General features: G+C 35.0%; 17 protein-coding genes and 2 tRNA genes. 7 read left to right on the forward strand and 12 right to left on the reverse strand.

Features of this window, described 5'->3' with window-relative positions; translation table 11 throughout:
• Both V6R96_RS10435 and V6R96_RS10440 read right to left on the reverse strand, forming a co-directional pair.
• A partial coding sequence (locus tag V6R96_RS10435; protein WP_336380193.1) for a hypothetical protein occupies nucleotides 1–596 on the reverse strand: 596 nt, incomplete at its 3' end.
• A gap of 390 nt (nucleotides 597–986) precedes the next feature.
• On the reverse strand, nucleotides 987–2420 hold the full coding sequence (locus V6R96_RS10440; RefSeq protein WP_336378985.1) for a tetratricopeptide repeat protein: 1434 nt from the start codon (nucleotides 2418–2420) through the stop codon (nucleotides 987–989).
• Between the two features lie 622 nt (nucleotides 2421–3042).
• On the opposite strand from V6R96_RS10440, the gene V6R96_RS10445 reads away from it, so the two are divergent.
• Nucleotides 3043–3477, forward strand: a complete 435-nt coding sequence (locus V6R96_RS10445; RefSeq protein ID WP_111955205.1) for a transposase — start codon at nucleotides 3043–3045, stop codon at nucleotides 3475–3477.
• Nucleotides 3474–3809, forward strand: a complete 336-nt coding sequence (locus V6R96_RS10450) for a helix-turn-helix domain-containing protein (RefSeq protein WP_223560249.1) — start codon at nucleotides 3474–3476, stop codon at nucleotides 3807–3809. The genes V6R96_RS10445 and V6R96_RS10450 overlap by 4 nt, the downstream gene beginning before the upstream one ends.
• 147 nt (nucleotides 3810–3956) lie before the next feature.
• On the opposite strand, the gene V6R96_RS10455 is transcribed toward V6R96_RS10450, so the two are convergent.
• Together V6R96_RS10455 and V6R96_RS10460 are read right to left on the reverse strand one after the other, a co-directional pair.
• A tRNA-Gln gene (locus tag V6R96_RS10455) sits at nucleotides 3957–4027 on the reverse strand.
• A 213-nt stretch (nucleotides 4028–4240) separates the two neighbouring features.
• Nucleotides 4241–4311, reverse strand: a tRNA-Gln gene (locus tag V6R96_RS10460).
• A gap of 99 nt (nucleotides 4312–4410) precedes the next feature.
• Here V6R96_RS10460 and V6R96_RS10465 point away from each other — a divergent pair.
• The 4 genes from V6R96_RS10465 (at nucleotide 4411) to V6R96_RS10480 (ending at nucleotide 7783) form a co-directional block, all read left to right on the forward strand.
• Nucleotides 4411–5439 carry an AMP-binding protein gene (locus V6R96_RS10465; protein WP_336378984.1) on the forward strand — a complete coding sequence of 343 codons (1029 nt, stop codon included), beginning with the start codon at nucleotides 4411–4413 and terminating at the stop codon, nucleotides 5437–5439.
• Between the two features lie 74 nt (nucleotides 5440–5513).
• A complete protein-coding gene (gene arfB / locus V6R96_RS10470) occupies nucleotides 5514–5906 on the forward strand; it encodes an alternative ribosome rescue aminoacyl-tRNA hydrolase ArfB (RefSeq protein ID WP_111955201.1) in 393 nt (130 codons plus the stop codon).
• 344 nt (nucleotides 5907–6250) lie between these two features.
• Nucleotides 6251–6631 (forward strand): GreA/GreB family elongation factor, encoded by a 381-nt coding sequence (locus tag V6R96_RS10475; protein WP_116012677.1) that lies wholly within the window; start codon nucleotides 6251–6253, stop codon nucleotides 6629–6631.
• Nucleotides 6632–6811: 180 nt separating this feature from the next.
• On the forward strand, nucleotides 6812–7783 hold the full coding sequence (locus V6R96_RS10480) for a deoxyhypusine synthase family protein (RefSeq protein ID WP_111955197.1): 972 nt from the start codon (nucleotides 6812–6814) through the stop codon (nucleotides 7781–7783).
• A 230-nt stretch (nucleotides 7784–8013) separates the two neighbouring features.
• Here V6R96_RS10480 and V6R96_RS10485 read toward each other — a convergent pair whose 3' ends face one another.
• Nucleotides 8014–8160: a hypothetical protein gene (locus V6R96_RS10485; protein ID WP_223560247.1), complete on the reverse strand. Its 147-nt coding sequence runs from the start codon at nucleotides 8158–8160 to the stop codon at nucleotides 8014–8016.
• Nucleotides 8161–8278: 118 nt separating this feature from the next.
• Between V6R96_RS10485 and V6R96_RS10490 the strand changes: the two genes are divergently transcribed.
• Nucleotides 8279–8575 carry an MGMT family protein gene (locus V6R96_RS10490; RefSeq protein WP_072922467.1) on the forward strand — a complete coding sequence of 99 codons (297 nt, stop codon included), beginning with the start codon at nucleotides 8279–8281 and terminating at the stop codon, nucleotides 8573–8575.
• A gap of 326 nt (nucleotides 8576–8901) precedes the next feature.
• Here the strand turns inward: V6R96_RS10490 and V6R96_RS10495 are convergent, their stop codons facing one another.
• From V6R96_RS10495 to V6R96_RS10525, 7 genes are all read right to left on the reverse strand, one after another.
• Complete coding sequence (locus V6R96_RS10495) at nucleotides 8902–9285, reverse strand: helix-turn-helix transcriptional regulator (RefSeq protein WP_111955195.1); 384 nt, start codon at nucleotides 9283–9285, stop codon at nucleotides 8902–8904.
• A 373-nt stretch (nucleotides 9286–9658) separates the two neighbouring features.
• On the reverse strand, nucleotides 9659–11551 hold the full coding sequence (gene htpG, locus V6R96_RS10500; RefSeq protein WP_336378983.1) for a molecular chaperone HtpG: 1893 nt from the start codon (nucleotides 11549–11551) through the stop codon (nucleotides 9659–9661).
• Between the two features lie 123 nt (nucleotides 11552–11674).
• Nucleotides 11675–12163: a hypothetical protein gene (locus V6R96_RS10505; RefSeq protein ID WP_336378982.1), complete on the reverse strand. Its 489-nt coding sequence runs from the start codon at nucleotides 12161–12163 to the stop codon at nucleotides 11675–11677.
• Between the two features lie 144 nt (nucleotides 12164–12307).
• On the reverse strand, nucleotides 12308–13162 hold the full coding sequence (locus V6R96_RS10510) for an AraC family transcriptional regulator (protein WP_336378981.1): 855 nt from the start codon (nucleotides 13160–13162) through the stop codon (nucleotides 12308–12310).
• 75 nt (nucleotides 13163–13237) lie between these two features.
• A complete protein-coding gene (recA, locus tag V6R96_RS10515) occupies nucleotides 13238–14242 on the reverse strand; it encodes a recombinase RecA (protein WP_111955189.1) in 1005 nt (334 codons plus the stop codon).
• A 203-nt stretch (nucleotides 14243–14445) separates the two neighbouring features.
• Nucleotides 14446–15633: an oxygenase MpaB family protein gene (locus V6R96_RS10520; RefSeq protein WP_336378980.1), complete on the reverse strand. Its 1188-nt coding sequence runs from the start codon at nucleotides 15631–15633 to the stop codon at nucleotides 14446–14448.
• 82 nt (nucleotides 15634–15715) lie between these two features.
• Entirely contained in the window at nucleotides 15716–16489 is a 774-nt protein-coding gene (locus V6R96_RS10525) for a LuxR C-terminal-related transcriptional regulator (RefSeq protein WP_223560243.1), read from the reverse strand.
• Between the last annotated feature and the right edge of the window lie 98 nt (nucleotides 16490–16587).

Consider the following 16587-nt stretch of genomic DNA (forward strand, 5'->3'; position numbering starts at 1 on the left):
TTATAAACTGCGAGTTTTTTACTTTCCGGATCCGAAATATTTCCCATTGTAGGTCCCATATCAATGACATTATGGGGGGTGGTTGTATTAATGCCTAACTGAAAAAAATTAGTCTTATACTTTTTAAGTATCATAGCCGGAGCCTGATCAGATATTGTTCCGGCATGAAACTGAAGGACTGAAGGACTGACTCCTAAACCATAAAAATCATTTCCATCCGCACTGTTATAAACTGCGAGTTTTTTACTTTCCGGATCCGAAATATTTCCCATTGTAGGTCCCATATCAATGACATTATGGGGATTGGTTGTATTAACACCCAATTGATAAAAATCAGTCCGGTATTTTTTTAATATCATGGCTGGTAAAGTGTTAGCAGGTGCAGAATTGACATGAAACTGCAGGAAGCCCGGGCTTACCCCTAGTCCATAAAAATCTGTACCATCTGTATTATCATAAATGGCCAATTTTTTACCTGACCTATCAGTTACACTGCTGCCAATTTTAGTGCCCAGATCAAGTGTACTATGGGGTTTGTCTGTTAAAATACCCACTTGGGAATACATACATACTGGCAGTACTAGTGCAACTGCCAAAATCGAAATTTTGTTTTTCATTTGTAAGGAATTGTTTTTTTATTATTGTGTTTTTAGAATCATTAGATTTTATCCATTCTCAATCATATTGGGTGAGATACAAATTTGAGTGATTGGACCGCTTATTCAAAAAACACACCTATTACTTGGGTGTTACATTGATTTAATGGGTTGAAATTCAATAGGAAGTAATCTGAATTCTATCCAAGCAGGTAAAGAAAATAGTTTCCATATCCAGTCTTGTTGACTGGAAAATATAGAAATGTGTTGAAAGTTGATACTGTTAAGATTTAAACACACATATAGACACCTATTAAGACTTTATCTCAAAGGGATAGCTAAATAAAGAAGACTGATATTATTGAATATTGGTAAGAGTCAATAAATATATTATTGATTATTCATATTTTTCATCCAGATGTAGATATCTTCTTCAGAAGAAATATTTAGCTTCTTTCTCAGCCTGTTTTTTCTGGTTTGTATGGATTGTGGCTGAACAAATGTATAAGTTGCTATGTCTTTAGAAGAAAAATTTAAAAACAGTAAAGCGCAAAATTTTAACTCACTATTTTGCAATTGTGGTTCTATTTGTAATAATTTTGGGAAAAAGTTAGGATAAACTTCCTGAAATCTTGTGAGAAATTCAGGGTCGTTATTTTTTGCAAGTCGTACCACCTCCTCAAAAGCAAGATTTAGTTGTTGATTTAACGCTTGGGTTTCCTGCTCTTTTACCCTCAAAATTTTATTTTTTTTACGCATTCTTTTTATAACCAATAAAATAAAAATAAGAATACCAAAAGCTCCAATCCATATAATATAGATCAGAAGCTTACTCTTGGTTTTTATTTCATTTTCTTTTTGGGTAACTAATTCTTTTACTGTATTTTCAATAGCGGGTTGTTTGGCATTGGCCAGGCTATCTTTAATAGATGTATATTTTTGAAAATATTTTTCCGCAGAGTCTTTATCACCCGTTTTCTTATACACATTGGAGGCTGCATTATATAACCATTGAACCTGGGTAATATTCTTAAGATTTTGTGCTAATGGGATTGCTTTTTGGTAATTGGAAATAGCTGAATCGTACTCTTTTTTATGCTCATGGATCAGACCTTTTACTTTATATAGCTGGAAGTTATAATTTCCGGGAATTTTTTTTGCATTGCCTTCAAGTGATTTAAGTTTTATTTCAGCCGAATCAATTTTATTTTCATAAACATCGATTTCAATTAACACTAAGGAATAGATCAATATATTTACTTTTGATTCATACGTTACCTTTCTATTATTCCGTAAAATAGCAAGTCCTTTCTTTAAATATAATCTGGAAGAATCCAGTTTGTTCTGATCCTTATAAACTATCCCCATTTCAATATATGCCGCCGACTTAAAGTATCTTGAGGTATCGATCGGGATTTCATCTGATAATGCGACAACGTCTTTAAATGAAGTAATAGCTTCCTGATAAAGCCCCATATTATAATAATTAAAGCCTAAATATCTTTTAATTAATATTTGAAATTCCGGATTATTGTCTGCGTATTTTTCATTCCTTGCCAGTTTAAGATATTCTAATCCCTTTTTATAATCTTTTGCATATGAATAACTGCCGGCAAGATGTAAATAGCCTAACGCAATTCCTTTAGAATGGTTTATCCGTTTGGATTCCTTCAGTAAGAGCAGGTTTTTTTTTACATATTCATCAAATTTTCCTTCTTTACGTAAGGTTTCAACCTTATTATACTCCGCATCAATATACTGAGGGGTAATTTTTTGTTGAGCAAATATAAATAACGGGAAAAAGAAAATAAAAAGTTTCATCATTTTAAATGTTTTTATGTATTTGTTTTATTAGTGTGTTGTTTCATTTAAAATAAATTTATAAATGTAAAATTAAATATAAAATGATTATTTATTTGATTTATTCTTAATGTTTTCATTCTTTCTTAATTGTTTGGCTAATTCATAGTCTTCAATGTCAAGGTATGGTCTTTTAATAGAGCATTCATTTTTTGTCCGGCAATGTTATAGATTTAAGAATATGAATGATTAAAATAGGGTATTACATAGGTGTTACATATTGCACATACCTGTTGTTTTCCGTGATCTTTATTTGCTGCAAGACATGAATGAGATGATCCGAAAAGCAGAATGTTTGTATTATAAGGGTCTGAAAAATAATATTTTGTATGGTTTGTAGCTAAAAATAAAAGACGTCATATATAAGTAAAGTCTGGTTTTTTGTTTCCCTTATTTTAATCATGTAAAATTGCAAATCCATCGAGCCTGACTGATAGAATAAGATCCAGGTTCATCTCACCAGATAAAGTGGTACAACACTTTAAAGTATAAGTGAATCCATCAAAATCAAAAGTATAGTATTAATTTAATGCCTCCACTTATCAATTTTTATTCACAAATGGAGGCTTTCATTTAACTTAAAAATATGGGACCAGATCTTAAAGAGATATATGTCGGGCAATTAATCAGGCAGAGAGTTTTAGAATGTAACATAAGTGTGAAAAGGATCTGTAATTTTTTTAAATGCCCTGAAGAGGATATTGAAAAAATGTACGAAAAACAATCGTTAGAAGCAGATATATTATTAAAGTGGAGTAAGTTATTAGAGTATGATTTTTTCAGGCTGTACTCGCAGCATCTTATTTTTTATTCGCCCCAGGCGTCTATGGAGTACAATAGCGGTGTTACACAACTTCCATCTTTCAGAAAAAATATTTATACAAAAGAGATCATTGAATTTATTCTCGATCTTGTAGTTGCCGGAGAAAAATCCAAAGCACAGATAATAAGAGAATATAAAATTCCAAAAACTACTCTTTACAAATGGCTTAGCAAATATGGTAATTCTAAAAAGTTATGAAAAATATGAATGATGCCCCTGATTATAAAAAGATTTATACTGATATTTTGGATAGAAAATATCCAGATAAAATATCTGCATGTCAAGTAATATTAAACAAGAAAATGCTTTCCACCTTAGATATTATAACACTGAATAAAATAATATTTGGAGAGCAGGATAAAGAAGCGGTCATTTTCAATCAAAAGCTTCGTTCTTACTGTGAACAAACGGTAAAGGAAATTATTGACTATCAAAAAGAATATAAACTCAACAATACCCAAGTCGCTATAAAATTTAAATTAAGCCGTAATAGTATTGCAAAATGGAAGAAAAAATATCATGTACTTTAATATGAGCAATGTTTTAATATATACCTCTGGAAACTTGTCTGTAAGAAAAACAGGAGTGAATTTTTTTTGAAATTTACTTCTTATAAATAAGCATGTTGACCGGAAAAGAAAAACCACTTGAAAATCAAGTGGTTTTTCTTTTGGATGTAGACCCACAGGGATTCGAACCCCGACTGACGGTACCAAAAACCGGAGTGCTACCGTTACACTATAGGTCTGCTTTATTTTTGGTGGTGCAAATCTACAATTTTTTTCTTTACACACAAATAAGTGTTCGGAAAAAATTCAATGAATTAAGTCTTATTTTTACCTGATCTTGTTTTTTGTGCTGTAGTTTTAAGCCCGATTTCAGTTGATTTTGAAATAAGTTTAAAAGAATAATAAAAGGTTGGAAACTAAAAACAAAAACCACCCTTAAAAAGGATGGTTTGTAGACCCACAGGGATTCGAACCCCGACTGACGGTACCAAAAACCGGAGTGCTACCGTTACACTATAGGTCTGTTTTATTTTGGTGAGGCAAATTTACAGCTTTTTTGTTTAGATACAAGAATTTTTTAAAGTTTTTTTTAAATTTACAACACTTTTTATCTACCCTAATCATGCTGATAGACTTCAATAATCTCAATATTAATAATTTATCCTTTCAAACAGATTTCGAACATAAAATCAAAAAATTTTTGGACGAATGGTTTTCTGATGGATCTACTGTAAAGGTTCAGACCTCAGGCTCTACCGGAACACCAAAAATTTTTGAAATCGAAAAAGAGAAAATGCTGAACTCTGCTGTAATGACTTGTAATTTCTTAGGCTTGAAAGAAGGAGATAAAGCGCTGTTATGCCTACCGGTTGAATATATTTCAGGTAAAATGATGGTAGTCCGTTCTATCGAAAGAAAATTAAAACTGATTGTTTCAGATCCATCCTTGAAACCAGTTGAGCATTTAAGTGAAGAAATTGATTTCTGTGCAATGACTCCCGTTCAGGTAGAAAACTCGCTGGATAAAATCCATTTGATCAAAAATCTGATCATCGGTGGCGCAGCTGTTTCCGAATCATTAAAAAGAAAGATAGCCCAAAATAAAAGAGTAGAAAGTATCCGTATTTTTGAAACCTATGGAATGTCTGAAACGCTTTCCCATATTGCTTTAAAGCAGCTTATGCCGGAACCGCAAGATTATTTTACGGCTTTCGAAAATGTATCTGTCAGCATAGATGAAAGAGGCTGTCTGAAAATCTATGCACCCAATGTTAACGCTGAAGTACTACAGACTAATGATTTAGTTGAAATTAAAAATGGCAAACAGTTTAAGTTCCTGGGACGTTTAGACAATGTCATTAATTCCGGAGGGGCGAAAATTTTTCCTGAAATACTGGAAACATTGGTAAAAAAAGAAATCCCCAATGAAGCTGTTTTTATAGGTCTGAAAGATGAAAGCCTGGGCCAGAAGCTGATATTGGTGATAGAAGGATCAGAGTCAGTGGGTCTTATTGAAAAGATTGCCGGAATATCTTTTGAAAAAAGCTTTCACAAACCCAAAGAGATCATTTTTATCGAAGATATTCCACGAACACCGAACGGAAAAGTGAATCGGATAGAGCTGAATAGAATAATAGCCGAAAGATTATAAATTTTTGCCCGTTATTTGATGTACTTTAATTCCTGATTCCTGACTCTTGAATCAAGACCTTTAAAATAAAAAACATGAAAGACTTTTCGAAAGAACTCAGCTTTAAAACGTCCCGGAGCAGCGGAGCGGGAGGGCAGAACGTAAATAAGGTGGAAACTTCAGTGACCGTTCTCTGGCTCGTTGCCGGGTCTGAATTCTTTAATGAGAATCAGAAGGAACTAATCCTTACTAAACTGAAAAACAGAATCAATGCAGACGGATATCTGTTTCTGACTGTTTCTGAAAGCAGAACCCAGCTGATGAACAAGAATAAAGCAATTGAAAAAATGATTGAACTCGTCAATAAAGCTTTAATTGTTCCCAAGAAAAGACTGGCAACAAAACCTTCAAAAGGGCAAAAGCAGAAGCGCCTGGATACCAAAAAGAAAATTTCTGAAAAAAAGGAGAACAGGAAATTTAAGTTTTAGATTTTAAATAAAAGGGTAGAGTAAAAAAGTAGTTTCTTTCACGAGTCAAAATTTTTAAGTATCTTAGGGTATTATTAATAATTTTAAGTATGGCAGCAATTATTTCTTTATCCTCAGCGGACCGTTTTTCAGGTCTTTTGCTGTCGTTGCTGTATTTACATAGAGATTCTTTTCTTAAAAGTTCTAAGGACTTTATCAATTAAGCCCTGTCAGGATTCAGGACAGGGAAAATATTCCGATAAACTTTACGTATTATTTTTGCAGTTTTCTACAGGAAAAAGCTGTCTGCTATCCTGCATTGGATCATGGAATGACTGTATTTATTACCTTAAAAAATATAAAAAATGTCCAATCATATTATTGTAACCACCGGAATTTATGATGCTATAAAAGATACGCTCAGAAGAAAAAAAGTAAGCATGCCGGAGGAAAAAAGACTTGCTGAAGAATTGAGAAAAGCTAAACAGGTACTGAGAAGAGAGCTTCCTGCCGATGTAGTGACGGTTAACAGGAAAGTGACAATTAAAGATCATACTCAGAATTTTGAACACGAATATATTTTCGTGGCTTCTTCAAAAGCTAAGCCGGTAAAAAACAAGTATTCCATTTTATCAGATATTGCGCTTGCTACAGTTGGATATAGAGTGGGAGATATCATCGACTGGCCTTTTAAAGATGGTGAAAGAAAAATTGAGATCTTAAAAGTAGAATCTTGTCACGGGTAATTCCTGTGTATCTATATTTGTTAGATGAAAGTACAGCTTCACGGCTGTACTTTTTCATGGGAAGCCTTATGGATAAAGCTATTTTTATCATTTGTTAAAAAAGAATGGTCAGGCAAGAGTTTCTTTAAGTACTCATGTTGCATTCCGTTTTTAAGTTTTATCTTTGCAAAAATTAAAAAAATGAGCAAACCGATTTCTGAATTTATAGAGAAATATTACCTGCACTTCAATGCGGCTGCATTGGTAGATGCATCTAAGGGGTATGTTGCACATCTTAAAGATGGCGGAAAAATGATGATCACTTTGGCAGGTGCAATGTCTACTGCTGAATTGGGGAAAATCCTTGCAGAAATGATCCGTCAGGGAAAAGTTGATTTTATTTCTTGTACAGGAGCCAACCTTGAAGAAGATTTGATGAACCTTGTGGCGCACTCTCACTACGAAAGAGTTCCGCATTACAGAGATTTAACGGCGCAGGATGAGTGGGATCTATTAGAAAGAGGATTAAACAGAGTTACAGATACATGTATCCCTGAAGAAGAAGCCTTCAGAAGACTTCAAAAGCATATCGTGGAGATCTGGAAAGATGCAGAAGCTAAGGGCGAACGTTATTTTCCACACGAATTCATGTATAAAATGATCCTTTCAGGGGTTCTTGAGCAGTATTACGAAATTCCGAGAGAAAACTCATGGATGATTGCTGCGGCTGAGAAAAACCTTCCAATCGTAGTTCCGGGATGGGAAGATTCTACCATGGGTAACATCTTTGCTTCTTACTGCATCAAAGGTGAGCTTACAGCAACCACTATGAAATCAGGAATCGAATATATGACCTATCTTGCTGACTGGTATACTAAAAATTCAGCCGGAAAAGGAGTTGGGTTCTTCCAGATCGGAGGAGGTATTGCAGGAGATTTCCCAATCTGTGTGGTGCCGATGTTGTATCAGGATATGGAAATGCATGACATTCCTTTCTGGTCTTATTTCTGCCAGATTTCGGATTCCACAACGTCTTACGGTTCGTATTCAGGAGCAGTTCCGAATGAGAAAATCACTTGGGGTAAACTGGATATCACGACACCGAAATTTATCGTTGAAAGTGATGCTACGATCTGTGCACCATTAATGTTCTCTTATATCCTGGAAAATTAAGAATAAATTTCTTTTAAAATACAAACGCTTCAATTCATTTTGAAGCGTTTTTTATTTCCCGTTCGTCATTGCGAGCGAAGCGAAGCAATCTCACTTAAAAATGAAGTTTGAACTTATTCTTAAAGTCTTATCTAATTTTAATGTTTCAAAATAAACCATTAAAAAAAAGTTTAGAAATTAAGATCATTAAGAGATTGCTTCGCTACCGCTCGCAATGACTTACTTGGAGATCAGTCAAGAGAATTCACCAGCACAAAGTATCGGTAGGCCAGAATTCCTTTCTCTATTTTACTCAGTTTGTTCGGATCTTTATTGCTCAACTTTGGGAGCAACTTTTTATTGACTGCATTCAGCAGCCGGAAAAATGATTTTTTCATATCTTTATATTTACAATCAGACATCATTGAATGTTTGAGAATTCAAAAATGATGCAGAAAGATGTTTAAAGTTTATTTAGACTCTATTTTTCATAACGATAAAGCAGGTTACTTGATTATGGATGAAATTTTTAAACAACAGATCTACGAGATTACAAGGCTTATTCCAAAAGGAAGAGTTTCTTCTTATGGTGCCATAGCTAAGGCAGTAGGTTATCCTAATCATTCCCGTCATGTAGGGAAGGCGATGGGAGGATGCCCGGAAGATGTCCCGGCACATCGTGTCATATCCAGCTCAGGCGTATTATCTGTTCCCGAGTTTCAAAAGAGACTGGAAGCAGAAGGCATTACCGTTGAGAATTTAAGAATAAAAGATTTTAAAAAGCTATTCTGGAATCCACTTGAAGAAATTTAGGATTAAATTCTACAGTCTGTTAAGAATTTACAGTTCAGACACCTGTTTTTAATTGTAGATATTAAAGGACTTCGGTTCATAACTGAAATAGGACTTATAATAAATTTAGTTTCCGGCGGCAGAGCCGCCGGAAACTAAAAAACGGCCATTCAATGTTTCAATTGCCAAAAGTCGTATTATTCCCCTTCTTTGAAAGACTGGATTTTTGCCTGTAAAAAGATGGTATAATTAAAAATATTCATAATAAAAAAGCCTTGAATACTTTTGAATAGGCAAGGCTTTTAAATTTATATGTGAAAAACAGGCTGATTTTTAAAACAACAACCTTATTTTCTTCCTTTCGGTGTTCTTAATTCTTCTTTTAATTTTTCATTTTCCTCTTTCAGCAAGGCAATATAATCCTGCAGGTTCTGAATAATAGAAGTTGAAATATTATGAAACTGAGTGATCACTCCTGATGATGATGAAGATTGATCATTGTATACAGGATGATTATTATTGATCACAACTTTTGCTTCTTCATCCTCATAAATATCTTCTACTGAAACATCCAAAAAACGGGCAATCTTTTCCCATTCATCCCTTACGATCTTTACATCACCACTTTCCTTCCTGCTGTAGTTGGATACATCAGTCGCGATAATATCAGCTATCTGCTGTTGAGTATAGCCTTTTTGTTTTCTGATAACGCGTAATTTTTCTTTTTGCATATCCTACATTTTATACAAAAATGGAAAAAAAGCACAATGTGTACAATAAAAAAGAGAAAAAATATGCATTGAACAGTAGGATTTAAACAAAAATGCTGGAAAAGTTCAGAATATCAAGTTAGTCAGGGGTTTTACTTTAAACCATTAAGGCTATTATTAAAATTTTATGTTACTTTCTTTTAACTAAATGAGATTGATTCACTTTTGTCTGAAATGACAAGAGTTTACAATTTTATCGAATGAAATCTTTTCACCTTAAACAGTTTTAACTTTGCTTTAGCCCAATCTTTGATTAAATAATTTCACGAAATCTGTACATAAAAAAAACTGTTCCCCATTGGAGAACAGCCTTATTCATTTCTGTATTATTTTATTATTTTTCCAACTGCTTATAGCTTCTCTGGATAAAATCTGTCAGGTCTTTTCCTTTCAGCAGGTTCTGTGAAAGTTTGGCCAGATCAAGAGCATATTTAATAAGCGTTTCCTTTTCCTCAGGATTTTCTGTCTTTAAAATTTGGTTCGAAAGCTCACTGTTAGAATTCACCACAAGATTATACATCTCTGGGAAGCCTCCCATTCCGAACATACCGCCTCCTCCGGTTGCCTGCATTTCCTTCATTCTTCTCATGAATTCCGGTTGCGTGATTGTAAACGGAGCATCATTGCTGTCTAGATCTTCAAGCTGAACAGTAAATTTAGCATCCTTTACAGCCTCTTCTACATCTTTCTTTAAAGTTTCTTTTTCAGTTTCATTTAATTTGGAAATAACCGGCTCATCTTTTTTGATGAGGTTATTGATGTGATCTGCATCCACTCTTGCAAATGAGATCTTTTCTTTTGAAGTTTCCAGTTTCTGAATAACATGGGAGATCACAGGTGAGTCTAATAACAGAACGTCATAACCTTTATCGTTAGCTGCCTGAATATAGCTGTGCTGCTCATCAGCATTCGTTGCATAAAGGATTACCGTATTGCCGTCTTTATCCGTATGGGCAGGCTGGATTTTTTCAATTAATTCATTCCACAGGAAATATTTTCCGTCTGTGGTAGGATATAGTGTAAATTTATCTGCCTTTTCTGCGAATTTATCTTCCGTGATAATTCCGTATTCGATCACGATTTTAATATCGTTCCATTTTTGCTCATAATCTTCACGGTTTTCGTTGATCAGGGAAGACATTTTATCGGCAACCTTCTTAGTGATGTAAGACGAGATTTTCTTCACTGCACCATCAGCCTGAAGGTAAGAACGCGAAACATTCAACGGAATATCCGGAGAATCAATCACTCCTCTTAAAAGCATTAAGAAGTCAGGAACAATACCTTTTACTTCATCCGTTACGAACACCTGGTTCTGATACAACTGGATTTTATCCTTGTCGATATTTAAATTATTGCTCAGTTTCGGGAAAAATAAAATTCCTGTAAGATTGAAAGGATAATCAACGTTCAGGTGGATATTGAATAAAGGCTCCTCAAACTGCATTGGATACAGTTCGTGGTAGAACTTCATATAGTCTTCATTCGTCAGCTCGCTTGGTGCAATAGTCCATGCCGGGGTTGGATTGTTGATGATATTATCTACTTCTTCGGTTTCTGCAACAGCATCTCCCGGAGCATCCTCAGGTAATGGAAGAGTATGTGTCCTTGTCCCGAATTTAATTGGAACAGGCATGAATTTATTGTATTTTGATAGCAATTCACGGATTTTAGCTTCTTCTAAAAATTCCGTAGAATCTTCTGCAATATGGAGAATGATCTCAGTTCCTCTGTCAGTTTTATCAGTAGTTTCCTCAAGGGTAAATTCCGGGCTTCCGTCGCAGATCCATCTTACAGCAGAACCGTCTTTATAAGATTTTGTAAGGATCTCCACTTTTTCTGCCACCATAAATGCGGAATAAAAACCAAGGCCGAAATGTCCTATGATTCCTGAATCTTTTGCACTATCCTTATACTTTTCCAGGAATTCTTCGGCACCGGAAAAAGCAACCTGATTGATGTATTTTTCAACCTCTTCACCAGTCATACCAATTCCCTGGTCGATAATACGTAAAGTTTTCTGTTCCTTATCGATCTTAACTTCAATCTTCGGATTTCCGTATTCAACCTTTGCTTCCCCGATGCTTGTCAGGTGCTTTAATTTTAAAGTGGCATCAGTTGCATTGGAGATCAGCTCTCTCAGGAATATTTCGTGGTCACTGTAAAGAAACTTTTTAATAAGTGGGAAAATGTTTTCCACAGATACATTAATATTTCCTTTAGTCATAATAATTTTTGTTTTTTAATTTTCTATGTAAGCCTCAAAAAAAATACCATGAAAAAGAATGTGACAGAATGACATTGATTTGTGAAAAATTACTTTAAAATCTGAAGATTTAGCAACAAGAATTTATAATGACTTATTAATTCTCCTTTGTTTCCTAAACTGAAAGACAGAACCTATAATAAACAGTACAAAAAGACCAAGAAGTGTCTGTCCGATGATTGCATCCGTAGGTGCTTTAGCTAACGGGTGTCCGAGCGGAACACGCGTAAAAGTCTCATTAACGGTAGGAACCAGCGATAAGAAAAAACTGAAGGAAAGAAGAAAGGTCTCAATAAAACGGGCTTTGTTGTTTCCTGCTCTTGTTCTATGAAGAAAATAAGCCGCCACTATTAAAATGACAATGAAAAGGGCAAAAATATGTCCCGGGTTAAATCCTCCATGTTTAGATAATCCCAAAGCGGTGAGTGAAGTGATCAGTGTAAGATAAAAATAAATTTTTCCGGCGGAGGAGCTCAGATCAATTTTTCCTTTTTTTATAAAATCTGTAACAGCTGCTACAATAGCAATAATACCTATCACGGTATGAAAAATTCCCAAATACGATAGTCCCATAATTAATTTTTTTGAATGTTGAATTACTGTTGACAAAATTGCAACAGAAACAGAAAAGAGATTTTGTAAATAAGCTCAATTATCTGTCTGTTTGGTTCAAAAAACTTTATAAAATATGTGGAAAGTCGGTTTTGATAAAAAAGTTTAATCCTCCTTATTTACCTTCGAGCGGTAATTTGTGGGAGAAGTATTGTATTTGTCATGAAAGCTTTTGGTAAAATTGGCTAAGTCATTAAATCCGCATTCAAAAGCAATATTGGATACACGTTCATTGGAAATCAGTAATAATTCAGCAGCTCTTTCCAGTCTTTTGGTTTTAATGTAACTGGCGGGAGAATTATTATACAACTTTTTAAACTCTCTCTTAAAAGAAGAAATGCTTAAATTGGTTTTATGGGCCAATTCTTCAATACTTACCGGTGAAAATAAGTTGTTTTCTATAATTTGCTTGAACGTATAAGATGTGGGTGAGAAAAGCTGGGATAATATGGCCTGTATGGTTTCTGCCTCTTGTGTCTGTGACAATAGAAGAATGATTTCCTTTAGTTTCAGGATCAGGATCTCTTCATTGATCAAAGCCGGATTTTCAAAATAGAAAAGCAGGCCTTCAATATATTTATGAATCAGGAAATCATTGTTGATTTTTCCACTCAACTGGTTGGTTGCTTTGTTGCCTGGCTGGAGTAGGACAGGAAGCTCTCTTTCGTAAATTTTCTTTAATATATCCGGATGGAAGGTTACAATCACAACTTCGCCCTTGCTGTCAGCATTTGAATTATGGATATGATTTCCGGAATTGATACAGTTGAGTAATAACGAATGTCTGGTAGGAATATCGGTATGAATATCATTAAACTGATATTGTATCTCACCTGTCAGCATATATAAAAAGCAGGCCTGCTCAGCAACCGGGAAAGTAAATTCAAAAGGAGATATTACATCTACTTTCTGAATGAATGTCTTCCCGAACAGATCAATTTTTTTATAATCAGTAATCATTTATTTCAATGTGTTTTGGCAGGCGTATAAAGTTAAAAAGAAAAACGATCTGAATTTCAGACCGTTTTCTATTAATTATTTCTTGTTTTTCAATTCTTCCTTGATCTTGTTTTCCAATTCTTCAGCAAGCTCAGGATTGTCTTTTAAAACATCCTTCACCGCATCACGCCCCTGACCAAGCTTTGTCTCCTCATAGCTGAACCAAGAACCGCTTTTCTTTACAATTCCCTGTTCTACAGCCTGATCAAGAATTTCTCCTGTTTTGGAAACTCCCTCACCGTACATAATATCGAATTCAGCCTGCTTGAAAGGAGGTGCTACTTTATTTTTTACGATCTTCACTTTTACACGGCTTCCGATAGCTTCATCGCCATTTTTAATAGGCGCACTTGCTTTTCTGATATCTACTCTTACGGAAGCGTAGAATTTCAATGCATTACCCCCAGTAGTGGTTTCAGGATTTCCAAACATCACACCGATTTTTTCTCTCAACTGGTTGATGAAAATTACGGTACATTTCGTTCTTGAAATGGTAGCCGTCAGTTTTCTCAATGCCTGAGACATCAATCTTGCATGAAGCCCCATTTTAGAATCTCCCATTTCCCCTTCAATTTCCGCTTTTGGAGTAAGGGCTGCTACAGAGTCAATAACCACAATGTCAATCGCTCCCGAACGGATCAGGTTATCAGCGATTTCCAGAGCCTGCTCACCGTTGTCTGGCTGAGAAATGATTAAATTTTCAAGATCAATTCCTAGTTTCCCTGCATAACCTCTGTCAAAAGCGTGCTCTGCATCAATAAATGCGGCAATTCCCCCTGCTTTTTGAGCTTCTGCAATAGCATGAAGCGTTAAAGTTGTTTTACCGGAAGATTCAGGTCCGTAGATCTCAATGATTCTTCCTCTTGGATATCCACCTACTCCAAGAGCGATGTCTAATCCCAAAGATCCGGAAGGAATAACTTCAATGGTAGTATCAATCGTACTGTCACCTAATGTCATTACAGTTCCTTTTCCGTATGTTTTATCTAGCTTGTCAAGCACTAATGCAAGTGCTTTTTTCTTATCGTCTATGTTGCTCATCTGTTGTTAAAATAATTGTTCAAAATTACGGAATTTTAATGTCAAAAACTAATATTATTTAGTGTGAAAAACTGTTTTTAGCGTTAAATAATAATAATTTTTTGAGACTGATGTTATTCATTACGAATGGAATGCAGAGTTTTATGATTCAAAACATAAAAATATTTTTTTTCCGTTTAATGTACTTGCAGTTCAGTATTCTTTTAATGAAAATTTGAATTTTTAGTAACTCTAAGATAGTCTTCCAGCACTTTCATCTGATCTTTATTTCCTTTTTTTATTCTTGTGTCCCGGCTTATCAGGTTATCATAAATTTTGTTGATGATCATTTTGGTTTTAGGAAACATTTTCCGGTTGGAAATCTCAGGGATCTGCAGTCTTTTACATACCTCATCATCAAGTAGAAACCACGTGCAGCAAATATGCAGGTATCTCAGATTTTTCCTTTGAAATTTGAATTTTAAGATTGGATTTTCCAGAGATTCATTCAGTAAAGAATGAGCCAGCAAAATAGAATCTTTATCTGATGGCGGCTGTACAGAAGTCCACAGATAAAAATATTCTGTTGCCTGTTTTTTACTGTCGGGAAGAAGCTGCTCAGGAATTCCAAGTAAGTATCCGACATATTTCCACAAATGAAAAATTCCTTTTTCCTCTTCTTCCGAAAAAGTATTTCCAAGTTTTTGAAGGCTATGGAGAAAAACAAGACTAAACCCTATATAAGTAGCCATCATATCCCATGAATTGATCGGTTTGCCCCAATTTTCAGTATCCCATTGCTTATAATGTTTCTTTATCGAAAGTCTTGCGTAAGAATGGATCAGGCGGGTCTTAATAGCAAATTCATAGCCCTTCGCATGAATTTCAAGTGCATCATACCGTGTTGCGTTGACCCAAAAGTCCAGCGTTTCTGAAAGACGTTTTACAGCACCTTTTTTCAACGCCTCTGTGGCTGTGAGAGGCTTATTAAGATAGGCATAATCATAACCGCCAATCAGGCAGTAATCTCTTAACGAGATGAGCGAGTCAATGTTGCCTCTCATACAGAGTTCTGCGCCGCTTTTTAGCAGGTTGAAATCAAGCCAGTCGGGAATCTTCTGGGTTTGGCTGAAAAGTTTTTTTACGCTTTCAGGAACGTCGTCCGTTTCGGAGACTCCATTTCGTATATAGCCTTCAATTTCTCTTGAGGCTTCATGAAATTTTTTGGTAAAATAAACATCTTTTACCACTTCATCTCCCACCTCATCCACATGATAAAAATAGCGTGAAAACCTTTCAAAGTTCCTAAAACTCACTTCAGCTCCTGAAAAGTCGATGAGTTGTTTTCCGTTTCCCTTTTCCCAGAAATGCTTGAAGTGAGGCGAATCTTTAAAACGCGGCTGTATAATCATGTTTTCCATTACTATAAAAATACAAGTTTTACACCGAAATTTCCTGGTGAGATTTGTCAGTCCTTATTAAAAGTTGAAGATATTAAATAAGCCCTCTTTCAAAAGCCTTTTTTACAAGTTCTTTGCTGTTTCTGGAATCTGTTTTTCGTAAAATATTTTTTCTGTGTGTACGGACTGTATGTTCAGACAAGATTAGTGCCTGGGCTATTTCGGGTCCGGAATAGCCTTTGGTGATAAAGGCAAGAATCTCCATTTCTCTTTTCGTTAAATGCTCAGAAAAATTCTCCGGTTTCGAAAAGGAATCCAGCTTCACCTGGTGAAAATCATTTCTGGGACCTATCCCCGAAACCAAAACGGTATAAGGATTTTCTTTTGTAATATGATGAATGTTGGTGTGAATGTTTATAGCCTGCACAGGAATTCCGGTTTCATCCTCCAGGGTGATAATGGACTGATGATGGAACAACTCATAATTCCCTTCTGCTGTTTTCATTCTGAAACAATAGCTGCCCTTAATGTAGAGTTGATGCTCCAGACCGATCTCTGTCATTTTGTTAATAAGGACCTGTTCGGCTTTCATTACAAATTCTATATCATCAGGATGGGTAAGGTCAATAACATCTTTCAAATTTTCCGGGTATGATGAAAGACCATGAAGCTTCAGAATGTTCTCATGATGGTGAGAAAGTGTACTGTTTGTAAGATTCAGTGCATAATAATAAAATTCTCCTATAGCAAACATTTCACTAATGATGCGCTCTATAGGTGGTTTATCCAGGATCTTCCTGTCTCTTCTGACGCCGGGGTATGTATTCCAGACTTCTATGAGAGGATGTTTTTTTTCTGAGCTTTCCATGAATAATTAGTTTTAGCTAAAATAACTAAAATACTTACAAAATACCACAAAAGGGGGATTTTTTTACACTGATAAAATGCTAAACTTTGTACTAGCTA

It is taken from the genome of Chryseobacterium sp. CCNWLW53, from assembly GCF_037083525.1.
Classification (GTDB): domain Bacteria; phylum Bacteroidota; class Bacteroidia; order Flavobacteriales; family Weeksellaceae; genus Chryseobacterium; species Chryseobacterium lathyri.

Bases quoted from the DNA above. Each gene is read 5' to 3' on its own strand.
- V6R96_RS10440 (WP_336378985.1), bottom strand. From the start codon at position 2,420: ATGATGAAACTTTTTATTTTCTTTTTCCCGTTATTTATATTTGCTCAA.
- V6R96_RS10445 (WP_111955205.1), top strand. From the start codon at position 3,043: ATGGGACCAGATCTTAAAGAGATATATGTCGGGCAATTAATCAGGCAG.
- V6R96_RS10450 (WP_223560249.1), top strand. From the start codon at position 3,474: ATGAAAAATATGAATGATGCCCCTGATTATAAAAAGATTTATACTGAT.
- V6R96_RS10465 (WP_336378984.1), top strand. From the start codon at position 4,411: ATGCTGATAGACTTCAATAATCTCAATATTAATAATTTATCCTTTCAA.
- arfB (WP_111955201.1), top strand. From the start codon at position 5,514: ATGAAAGACTTTTCGAAAGAACTCAGCTTTAAAACGTCCCGGAGCAGC.
- V6R96_RS10475 (WP_116012677.1), top strand. From the start codon at position 6,251: ATGTCCAATCATATTATTGTAACCACCGGAATTTATGATGCTATAAAA.
- V6R96_RS10480 (WP_111955197.1), top strand. From the start codon at position 6,812: ATGAGCAAACCGATTTCTGAATTTATAGAGAAATATTACCTGCACTTC.
- V6R96_RS10485 (WP_223560247.1), bottom strand. From the start codon at position 8,160: ATGAAAAAATCATTTTTCCGGCTGCTGAATGCAGTCAATAAAAAGTTG.
- V6R96_RS10490 (WP_072922467.1), top strand. From the start codon at position 8,279: ATGGATGAAATTTTTAAACAACAGATCTACGAGATTACAAGGCTTATT.
- V6R96_RS10495 (WP_111955195.1), bottom strand. From the start codon at position 9,285: ATGCAAAAAGAAAAATTACGCGTTATCAGAAAACAAAAAGGCTATACT.
- htpG (WP_336378983.1), bottom strand. From the start codon at position 11,551: ATGACTAAAGGAAATATTAATGTATCTGTGGAAAACATTTTCCCACTT.
- V6R96_RS10505 (WP_336378982.1), bottom strand. From the start codon at position 12,163: ATGGGACTATCGTATTTGGGAATTTTTCATACCGTGATAGGTATTATT.
- V6R96_RS10510 (WP_336378981.1), bottom strand. From the start codon at position 13,162: ATGATTACTGATTATAAAAAAATTGATCTGTTCGGGAAGACATTCATT.
- recA (WP_111955189.1), bottom strand. From the start codon at position 14,242: ATGAGCAACATAGACGATAAGAAAAAAGCACTTGCATTAGTGCTTGAC.
- V6R96_RS10520 (WP_336378980.1), bottom strand. From the start codon at position 15,633: ATGATTATACAGCCGCGTTTTAAAGATTCGCCTCACTTCAAGCATTTC.
- V6R96_RS10525 (WP_223560243.1), bottom strand. From the start codon at position 16,489: ATGGAAAGCTCAGAAAAAAAACATCCTCTCATAGAAGTCTGGAATACA.